We start from the raw sequence: 8,731 nt of genomic DNA on the forward strand, positions 1-8,731 counted from the left end.
GGGCGGTGCAGGGCCGCCCGTCAGCCCTCACGCCGGTACGCCCGACACGACGTCCGCGACGTTGCCCCGGTTGCAGGTGGTGGTGGAGATGCTGGGGGCGTTCACCGTCGGGCCGTAGACGACGTACCGCTGGCCCGTCTGCACGTTGCGGCACTGGATCTGGACCCGGTAGGCGCCCGTGTCGCACTGGGCGGTACCCCGGCCGTAGTAGTGGTTGCTCCCCTCGTGGACCCACTCCGCCCAAGAGACGCAACCGGTGACACCGACTGTGGGCAGCGGATCCTCGACGGGGTACACGCCTTCGGCGACGTTCCCGCTGTAGCACTGGATGGTGGCCGTACCGGGGGCGTTCACCGCGTAGCCGCCGTAGACGACGTATCCCACGCCCGTCTGCAGGTTACGGCACTGGAGCTTGACCTTGTACCGGCCGGTGGCGCACTGCACGTTGCCGCGGCCGTAGTAGTAGCTGTTACTGCCCTCCTGGACCCACTCCACCCACGTCGTGCAACCGGTGGGGGCGGCCTGGACGCCCAGGTCGGAGTGCGCCACCGCGCGGGCTGGTGCCGGGGCGGCCTGGGCGGGGGCGGCCACGGCGGAAAGGCCGAGAACGGCCGCCGCGACCAGTGAAAGCGAATGCCTGATCAAGTCTGTCTCCTGGAGGGACGGGAGAATTCGCCGAACGGCAGGGACCATGTTAAGAAACACTTTGACGGACGTCTATAGAACGGCGGGAAAGTGCGCTTTTGTCGTGGGCGGGTGACGGCGGGTTCGGGCCGTACGCAGTCGAGTCCTGACGCTGATGGGCGCGGGCGCGGCCGGGTTCGCGGCGGTCCACCTGGGGCTGCCACGGCCATTTGGAGTGTGGGACATGCCGTTGGTGTCGGGCCCCACCGAGGCGGCGCTGGTCGTGATAGGACCAGCGCTCGTCCTCGGCGCTGGTCTGTTTCACGGATCTCGACGTCGCGACCTGCGCTCATCGCAGCCCTAGCCGCGCACTTCCGGCGGCATCACAGCGCACTCGATCTTGGCCGGCTTCTGGCCGTTTGCGACCCCTCCTGCTCTGTTTGGGTCCACGACGTGCGAGGAACACGTGGACCCGTTGGACATCGCCGGCCAACTGAGCCTCACGCTCAAAGCCTTAGGCGAGGCGGGCTCCGCCCGGGAGCGCCGAGGACACGCGGCCGCCGCAGCAGCGCGTCCTCGGCGCGGACCTTCCGGAGACGCGTCAGACCGCGGACGCGCTCGCCCGGGCGCGGCCATACTCAGCCAGGGAGTAGAAGGCGGCCTTGGGCTCCCACGGCATTCCTGGGTAGGCGGTCCCGGTGCGGCCGGGTGGGAGGACCTTCACGATTCCGAAGCTGCCCAGGTCGAAGTCCCGCTCGGGGTCCTCTGAGGTGGGCAGGTGCCGGGAGGCGAAGGTATAGACGAACGCGGTGTCCACGCCGCCGGCGTCGTAGACGTTGAGGAGATCGCGCAGGTAGGTGGCTTGTTCGGGTTCGTCGCGCTCGACGGTCTCGGTGAGCCGGGCGGCCTGTGCGGTGTGCTCGTCGTACCCGATGATGTCGCTGCGGCTGCCCCGGTCCGCGGCTCCGTTGAAGGGCGCGCAGCCGAACTCGGTGATGGCGAACGGCTTGCCTTGGGAGGTCATTGTGGCGAGGTTCGCGGGTAGGGCGGCGGCGTTGCTGGCGTCGCGGTAGCCGGCGTCGGTTGCGATGAAGTCGAACGGCGTCCAGTCCACCGCCTCCATAGGGAGCGACGCGTACCCTATGAGGCCGCCGAACCGCTCGCGGGCGCCCGCGGCGGCCTGGGCCAGAAGCGCGTTGGTCTCTCGCTGCAGGCCGGGGAGGACCTCGCGGACCCGCGCCGGGTCGGTGAGGACGGCCGCTCGCTCGGTCAGGGTGTCACCGGGCATGAGCCCGATCGTCATCATGCTGATTTCCGAGCCGGTGAGGAACCGCACGTTCGCCCCTTCCCGCCGGATCCGCTCGGCGCGCTCGGCGGCGTCCAGCAGGAACGCCAGTAACTGGTCGTTGGTCAGGCCGTTGGTGAACGGGCAGTACCAGACCTCCAAGCCGGCGGCGACCGCGTGCCGGGCGGCGATCTCCAGACGGTCGGCGACCCCGCCGGTGATCCGGACGGCATCGGCGTGCAGGTCGTCGCGGATGATCCGCATGTCCTTGGCGACGATGTCGGGGTCGAAGGGTTCATGGGTGGTGGTTCCCATGTTGGTGAAGCCGGTGTCGTAGGTGACGCCCCAAGCGCGCATTGCTACCTCCTTTAAGGTACGGGAAGTACCGTACGCTGGCTAGCGTACGATGCGTACCGTGGCAGTGGAACGGCGGCGGCGGGGTGCGGATCTGGAGCAGGCGATCCTGCGCGCGGCCGCCGAGGAACTGACCGCCTCCGGCTACGCCGGCATGACCATGGACAAGGTCGCCCAGCGTGCCGGCACGAACAAGAACGCGATTTACCGGCGCTGGCCGCAGCGCGCCGCGCTCGGCATCGCCGCCTACAAGCACCTGGCCGACGCCCGCACCCCGACGCCCGACACCGGCAGCCTCCGAGGCGACGCGTTGGAGCTGCTGCGGCGGGCCAACGCGACCTGGTCGTCACCCCGCGGGGCGATCCTGCGCGACCTCCTGGCGGCGGCCGCCGACGAGCCGGCCCTGCTGGAGCTACTGCGCGAGCAGGCCGGCGGCGGCGCGATGAACGCCGCCTGGTTCACCCTTCTGAGCCGGGCGGTGGCCCGCGGCGAGGCACCCCCGGAGGCGGTGCAGCCGCGGGTGGCGGCACTGCCGATGATGCTGCTGCGTGGCGAGTATGCCCTGCGCGGCGTTCCGGCTGTGCCCGACGAGGTCCTGGTCGAGATCGTCGACGAGATCTTCCTGCCGCTGGTCCGCGGCCGGGGCGTGACCGACTAACCGGCCTTGGTAGCCGAGCGATTCCAGTTCACCCTCGGCCGGCAGTGAACCGCGCAGACGGCCCCGTCAGGCCGTGCCGGTCTGCATGTCCTGGGCCCGCGGATGTACACACGCCGAAGACCAACAAGCGCCGCGATCGGCGCAAGCGCAAGGCCAATCACGGCCGCCGTCCCAGTGCCTGACGTCGCGGTACGGTTGGGCGACCGTCGGCCACCCAACCGTACCTACAACCGCTAGGCCGTCGTCTCGATCTTCACACCCCACAGTGCGGTGACCCGGGTGATGTCAGTGAACCAAACCTGTGCGTAGCAGTTGCCGACGCTGAACCGGACATCGCCACAGGAGATCGCCGTGTCGCCTCCATAGATGACGCCTCGCGCGTTGACCCTGCCGTCCGAGCGTGGCTGGTACACCGGCCCGCCGCTGTCGCCTCCGACGTTGGACGCCACCGGCGAGGTGGGGTTGCGAGCCCTCCAGCCGTGACAGGTGCCACCATTGGCGCATGTCCACGTGAGGATGGTCGCGTTGTTGACGACCAAACCGCAGTGCTCGCCCGAATTGGCACCCGAGGTACACACGACCTGGTTCTGCACCGCGCTCCCCGCCGACGCCACCTTCAGGTGGTAGCGCGAGTGCGAGCTGGTGGCGTTCCACGGCCCGCCGTGGACCCAGCCGCCAGTCCCGCCGATCGGGTCGATGAGCATGGTGTCATCGGTGTTCTGAATGTCGACGTCCGCGCCACCGTTGGTCAGTGGGCTGTGCGCGCCGTTGTACCACGCGAGGTTGCCGTAGTCGTCGCAGTGCCGGGCGCCCAACAGTCTTCCGTAGCCATCGGGCAGGAGAACGGCGAAGGCGTTCGAACAGAAGAGATACGGGTCGAGATCGTTGGGCGGGTTGAAGCCGGGGGCCTCCATCATGCCGCCGCCGTACCAGGGGTCGGAGTCGTTCTGCCGTCCGGTCGTCGCAGGGGCGACACCGATCTCCTGCGTGACCGGAAGGCCGGTCAGTCGTTGGGCGTCGCTCGTGCGCATGGGTGCCCGCAGGGAGCTCGCGGCCGCGGGGTCGACCCCGATGACCAGGCCGGAACCGTCGTCAGCCCCGTACACGTAGGAGATCGGCGCCACGGTGCCGGCCTTGGCGGCCGCCAGCAGCTGCTCGCTCTTCTGAACAAGCTCCTCTTCGCTGAACTTTGCCGGCACGATGCGAATCGTCAGGCCGGCGATTCTCCGATGATCGAACGCCGCCACCGCACGAGGAATCGGCTCTTTCCACAGCACGCGCAGCTCACGCTTGTTCTGATCGGCCGACATGCCGGTGTAGCCGGCCACACCCTGTTCTGACAGTCCACGCATGACGGCCGCCGCCTCGTCGACGCTGTCACCCCAGGCCAATTCAGCGGCCTTGGTGTTGCTTGCGGTCGCCGGTGACGCGACCGCCATGGCCGGACCCACACCCACCGCCACCGCGCACAACGACGCAGCGACAGCTGATCGCCACGACTTGGACATCCCGCCTCCCCAAAGAAGTCCACAATTCGGAGTGTGGAGGCTACCAAGGATCAGTTACGTCTATCCACAATGGATACTGCCCGTTCATGTTGCCGCTGGTCCCGGCGTGAGGGCCGGCTCGGTGTGAGGCAGGGGTTCATGGGGGGATTGTGGCGGGCGGATCAACTCCGCTGGTTCCGACGTGCGCTGATCCAGACGTTATCCGGGGCGGTCGCCAACGCACTCGTCCGCAGGGTGGCGGAGGCTGTCCCCCAGTCACTGGATCTTTGGCGGAGGCGCTTCCGGCCTGAGTCGCAGCGTTTCCACAATGTCCCCGCATCCACGCTGCGCTGTCTCCTCGTACCAGAGCTTCCGCCCTCGGCCGCCGAGGTTGATGTGATCCGTGGAGGTCGACCAGAGGCTGGCGGGCGGCGGCATGCTGGCCGGATGACGGCGGTAGAGGCGACCTGATCGAGAGGGCTAGACCGCGAGGGTCGGTACGGCCGAGGCGAAGATGTTGTCCGGGTCGTAGCGGCATTTGGCGCTGACCAGCCGCTCGTAGTTGGGGCCGTAACTCGGCGGGACCCGCTCGGGCTCATCCGCGCCGAGCAGGTTCGGGTAGCCGCCGGGCAACGCCAGCGGCGCCAACCGTTGCGACGTTTGGTCGGCCCAGTCGCCGTACCCCGCTTCGGCGTCCTCCGGCGCCCACGCCCCGACGATCTCGACAAGCGGGTGGTCCGTGCGCAGCCCGAAGGCGGTCTCGGCCTGGCCCACTCGGGCGGCGGCGCCGTGGAAGTGGTGCATCGAGATGGCCGAGTACGGTGAGGCGATCTGCGCGGCGGCGTCGATAAGCTCCTCGGCGGCGGCGTCGGACAGGTGAGACAGCCAGCGGGTACGCAGCCGGTAGTGGTTGCCCTCACGCATGGCGCCGTCGAACATGCTCAGCGCATCGTGGTACGGCGTTGCGGCGATCTGGCTCATGACCGGGTTGCCCAGCCGCTCCAGCCCCGCGATGAGCCGCTCGCCCTCGGCGAGGTCAGCTCCGCTCCACATGGGGCAGAGAAACACCAGGGGCGGCCCGTCCGGGTTGGGCAGGAAGCCCGCCATGATCGTCGCCTCGTCGGCGGTGGTCGCCACGATCTCGCGGTACCCCGTCAGTACGGTGGCCGCCTGGGCGAACGGGAACAGCATCATCCCGGCCAGCACGGTCGGCAGCTCGTGCAGCCGGTACGTCAGGCTGGTGACCACACCGAAGTTGCCGCCGCCGCCGCGCAAGGCCCAGAACAGTTCGGCGTCGCCGTCCGGGCTGGCGGTCACAAGGCGGCCGTCGGCCAGTACGACATCGGCGCGCAGCAGGTTGTCCAACGCCAGCCCGTACCGCCCGCAGAGTGGACCGTAACCGCCGGCGAGGGTCAGACCGGCCATCCCGACCGTCCGTACGGTCCCCGTGGGCGTGGCCAAGCCGTGCTGCCGCCCAGCGCCGGAAAGTTCGCCGATATGCGCCCCGCCCCCGATCGTGGCCGTACCCGCCCCGGTATCCACCGCCACCTGCCGCATGCCGGACAGGTCAAGCACCAACCCGCCGTCGCGCAGCGCCCGCCCCGCCCAGTCGTGGCCCCCGCCGCGTACGGAGAGCGGCACGTCGCATTCGCGGGCGGTCAGCACGGCGGCGCGTACGTCGTCGTTGTCGAGGCACCGGACGATCGCGACGGGCCGGTGCGTGACCGCACAGTTCCAGATCCGGCTGGCCGACGCGAATCCATCGTGCGTGGGCAGCAGTAGCCGGTCACCGAACACGGGGCGCAGCCGCTCGGTGGCCCGAGCCACGTCGGCGCTGGCGTTGATCGAGGTCATTGCGGCTCCCGACGAGGCAGCGGCCCCCGCCGTACAGGAGGTGTGCCGGTTGGCGGGGATCCGAGGGGGGTGGCGGCGACGCTAACAGCGCCGCCCGGATGCCGCTGTCTGGAACCGGACCGGTAGTGGGCGTTGTTCGTGGAGTTCGGCCGCCCAGCTCGCGGCGCGCCGACCGGGATACGGCCGACCGGCGGCGCGTCGCGGGCTGGGCTTCCGGGGGCGTCAAGCCGTTGCCGCCGCGCGGATGGGGTGGGCGACGCATGCCCGACGGTGGTGCGTAGTGCACTCCCCCGCGGTCGCCGCGCTCGGCGAACGCCAGGGCCAGGGCCCGGCCGATCCCGCGCGAGGCCCCTGGTACCAGCATCCGCCTCATCGCGTGAAGACCTGGGACTCGTCGCGGAACGCCTTGAACTCCAGCGCGTTGCCGGCCGGATCGTGGAGGAACATCGTCCACTGCTCCGCCGGCTCGCCGGGGAAGCGGCGATAAGGCTCGATGACGAACTGGGTGCCCGCCTTGCGGAGTCGGGCGGCGAGCGCGTGGAAATCGTCGGTCGACAGCAGCAGCCCGAAGTGCGGGATAGGCACCGCGTGCCCGTCGACCTCGCTGCTCCCGGCAGGCGCAGGGCCACCGGAGACCACATGGGTCACCAACTGGTGGCCGTGCAGGTCCCAGTCGACCCAGTGTCCGGTGGACCGTCCCTCGCTAAGCCCGAGGACATCTCCGTAGAACTGGCGTGCGGCTTCCAGGTCGTCGACGGGTATGGCCAGGTGGACAGCGGGACGCACGGACATGTGAACGCTCCTTCGGCTCGGTCGTCTCACCTTGCATCAGCCAATGTCCGAATGTCGACATTAAGCTGGCTCTTTGCTGCCCACGCCATGGCCAGGAGGCAGTTCGGTTGTATGGCCGGTCCGCTGGACGTACTTCCCTGATGGGTTGGGATCAGGGTAGAGGTATGTCACGGGGAGCCGGGCCGTCGTAGTCCGCGAGTAGTGGCGGCGGTAGTGGGCCCTTGATCCGTCGCCCTGAGCCGCGCTCCTCCCAGGCGTGGGCGAGGATGCCCACCGAGCGGGAGAGAACGAACAGGCCGCGGGCCAGCTCGGGCTCGAAGCCGAGTTCTCCGTAGACCACCGCCGTGGCGCCATCGATGTTCATCGGTACCGGACGCGATCGGCCCTCGCTCAGCCGGCGCTCGATCTCCTGGGCGGCGCGTAGGTGGCTACCCGCGAGGTGTCCCGCCGCGACTCGCTCCGCTACTGCGTTGAGCAGTGGATCCCGGCGTGGGTCACGTGGATGGAACCGGTGCCCGAATCCGGGTACGTGGGCTTTGCGGGCTCGGAAGTCGGCGAGGACGTCGCAGACGGCCTCTTCGAGCGGGACGTCGGAGCGGGCGACCAGCGCGTCGAGCAGTTCCAGGCACTGCTGCCCCGCGCCGCCGTGCACATCGCCGAGCAGGTTGACGCCGGTGGCCACCGCTGCATTGAGACCGACTCCGCAGGTGGCGGCCATCCGTGCGGCCGCGATCGAGGGGGCTTGCGGGCCGTGGTCCACGGCGGCGACCAGGGCCATCTCGAGGAGTTCGGCCTGTGGCATGGACGGCAGCTCGCCGCGCAACAGCAGATAGGCCATGGCGGGGAAGGACACCGAGCCGATCAGCTGTTCGACGGGATAGCCGCGCAGCCGGATGACTCCCGGTTCAATGTCGGAGACCGCGGTTGACCACCAGGCGGTGGCGTCCGCGGTGGTGACTCGGGCGCGTGCTGCCGCGTGTGCGTCGGTCATACGGCTCCCTCCGCCCGGAGCCTGGCTATGTCCGTTGCTCCGAACCCGAACTCGGCGAGCACCGTGTCGGTGTGTTCGCCGAGCAGCGGTGGCCGGCTGCTGGGGTTCACCGGGGATCCGTCGATGTGGGTGGGCAGGCCGAGCACCTTGAGGCTGCCACCGTCGCCTGCGGGGGACGGCACCTCGGAGACCAGCCCACGGTGAGTGACCTGGTGGGATGCCAGTGCGTCGGGGACCGATACCACCCGGGCCGCCGGCACCCCGGTGGTGGCCAGCAGCTCGTCCCACTCTCGGGCCGGGCGCTTCCGCAGACTCAGTTCCAGCTCTTCCCGCAGGGTCTCCCGGTGCCGCTTCCGGTCCTCCCGGGTACGGAAGCGCGGGTCGGCGAGCAGCTCCTCGCGGCCGAGAACGGAGCAGAGGGTCTCGAACTGCTCCTGCCGGTTCGCGGCGATGTTGAGCATGCCGTCGGCGGTGGCGAACGTCCCGGAGGGAGCCGACGTCGGGTTCTCGTTGCCCATCGGCTCGGGTTCACGGTCACCGATCAGGTAGTTGGAGACCACCCAGCCCATGGTGCTCAACGCGGCGTCGAGCATGCTCACGTCGAGAAAGGCTCCCTGGCCGGTTCGCTGCTTGCGTACCAGGGCGCCCGCCACCGCGAACGCGGCGGCGAGGCCCCCGATCGAGTC

General features: G+C 69.6%; 8 protein-coding genes. 1 reads left to right on the top strand and 7 read right to left on the bottom strand.

Features of this window, described 5'->3' with window-relative positions; translation table 11 throughout:
• Window positions 1–27: 27 nt before the first annotated feature.
• Together FXF52_RS39310 and FXF52_RS39315 are read right to left on the bottom strand one after the other, a co-directional pair.
• Window positions 28–645, bottom strand: a complete 618-nt coding sequence (locus tag FXF52_RS39310; RefSeq protein ID WP_148804735.1) for a hypothetical protein — start codon at window positions 643–645, stop codon at window positions 28–30.
• Window positions 646–1,225: 580 nt separating this feature from the next.
• The gene (locus tag FXF52_RS39315) at window positions 1,226–2,266 is read right to left on the bottom strand and encodes a hypothetical protein (protein ID WP_148804736.1); all 1,041 of its coding nucleotides are present in this window, start codon (window positions 2,264–2,266) and stop codon (window positions 1,226–1,228) included.
• Window positions 2,267–2,324: 58 nt separating this feature from the next.
• Between FXF52_RS39315 and FXF52_RS39320 the strand changes: the two genes are divergently transcribed.
• Window positions 2,325–2,921, top strand: coding sequence for a TetR/AcrR family transcriptional regulator (locus FXF52_RS39320; RefSeq protein ID WP_255472857.1), 597 nt, complete (start codon window positions 2,325–2,327; stop codon window positions 2,919–2,921).
• Window positions 2,922–3,154: 233 nt separating this feature from the next.
• Here FXF52_RS39320 and FXF52_RS39325 read toward each other — a convergent pair whose 3' ends face one another.
• The 5 genes from FXF52_RS39325 to FXF52_RS39350 all read right to left on the bottom strand — a co-directional run.
• Window positions 3,155–4,429 carry a hypothetical protein gene (locus FXF52_RS39325; protein WP_148804737.1) on the bottom strand — a complete coding sequence of 425 codons (1,275 nt, stop codon included), beginning with the start codon at window positions 4,427–4,429 and terminating at the stop codon, window positions 3,155–3,157.
• A 459-nt stretch (window positions 4,430–4,888) separates the two neighbouring features.
• Window positions 4,889–6,262: an FAD-binding oxidoreductase gene (locus FXF52_RS39330; RefSeq protein WP_148804738.1), complete on the bottom strand. Its 1,374-nt coding sequence runs from the start codon at window positions 6,260–6,262 to the stop codon at window positions 4,889–4,891.
• A gap of 369 nt (window positions 6,263–6,631) precedes the next feature.
• Window positions 6,632–7,054 (bottom strand): VOC family protein, encoded by a 423-nt coding sequence (locus FXF52_RS39340; RefSeq protein WP_148804739.1) that lies wholly within the window; start codon window positions 7,052–7,054, stop codon window positions 6,632–6,634.
• Between the two features lie 151 nt (window positions 7,055–7,205).
• Window positions 7,206–8,045, bottom strand: coding sequence for a citryl-CoA lyase (locus FXF52_RS39345; RefSeq protein ID WP_148804740.1), 840 nt, complete (start codon window positions 8,043–8,045; stop codon window positions 7,206–7,208).
• Window positions 8,042–8,731: CaiB/BaiF CoA-transferase family protein (locus FXF52_RS39350; protein WP_187413994.1), on the bottom strand; the 690-nt coding region annotated here is incomplete at its 5' end. The genes FXF52_RS39345 and FXF52_RS39350, both read right to left, overlap by 4 nt.

It is taken from the genome of Micromonospora sp. MP36 (assembly GCF_008119785.1).
In the GTDB taxonomy this organism is placed as follows: Bacteria; Actinomycetota; Actinomycetes; order Mycobacteriales; family Micromonosporaceae; genus Micromonospora.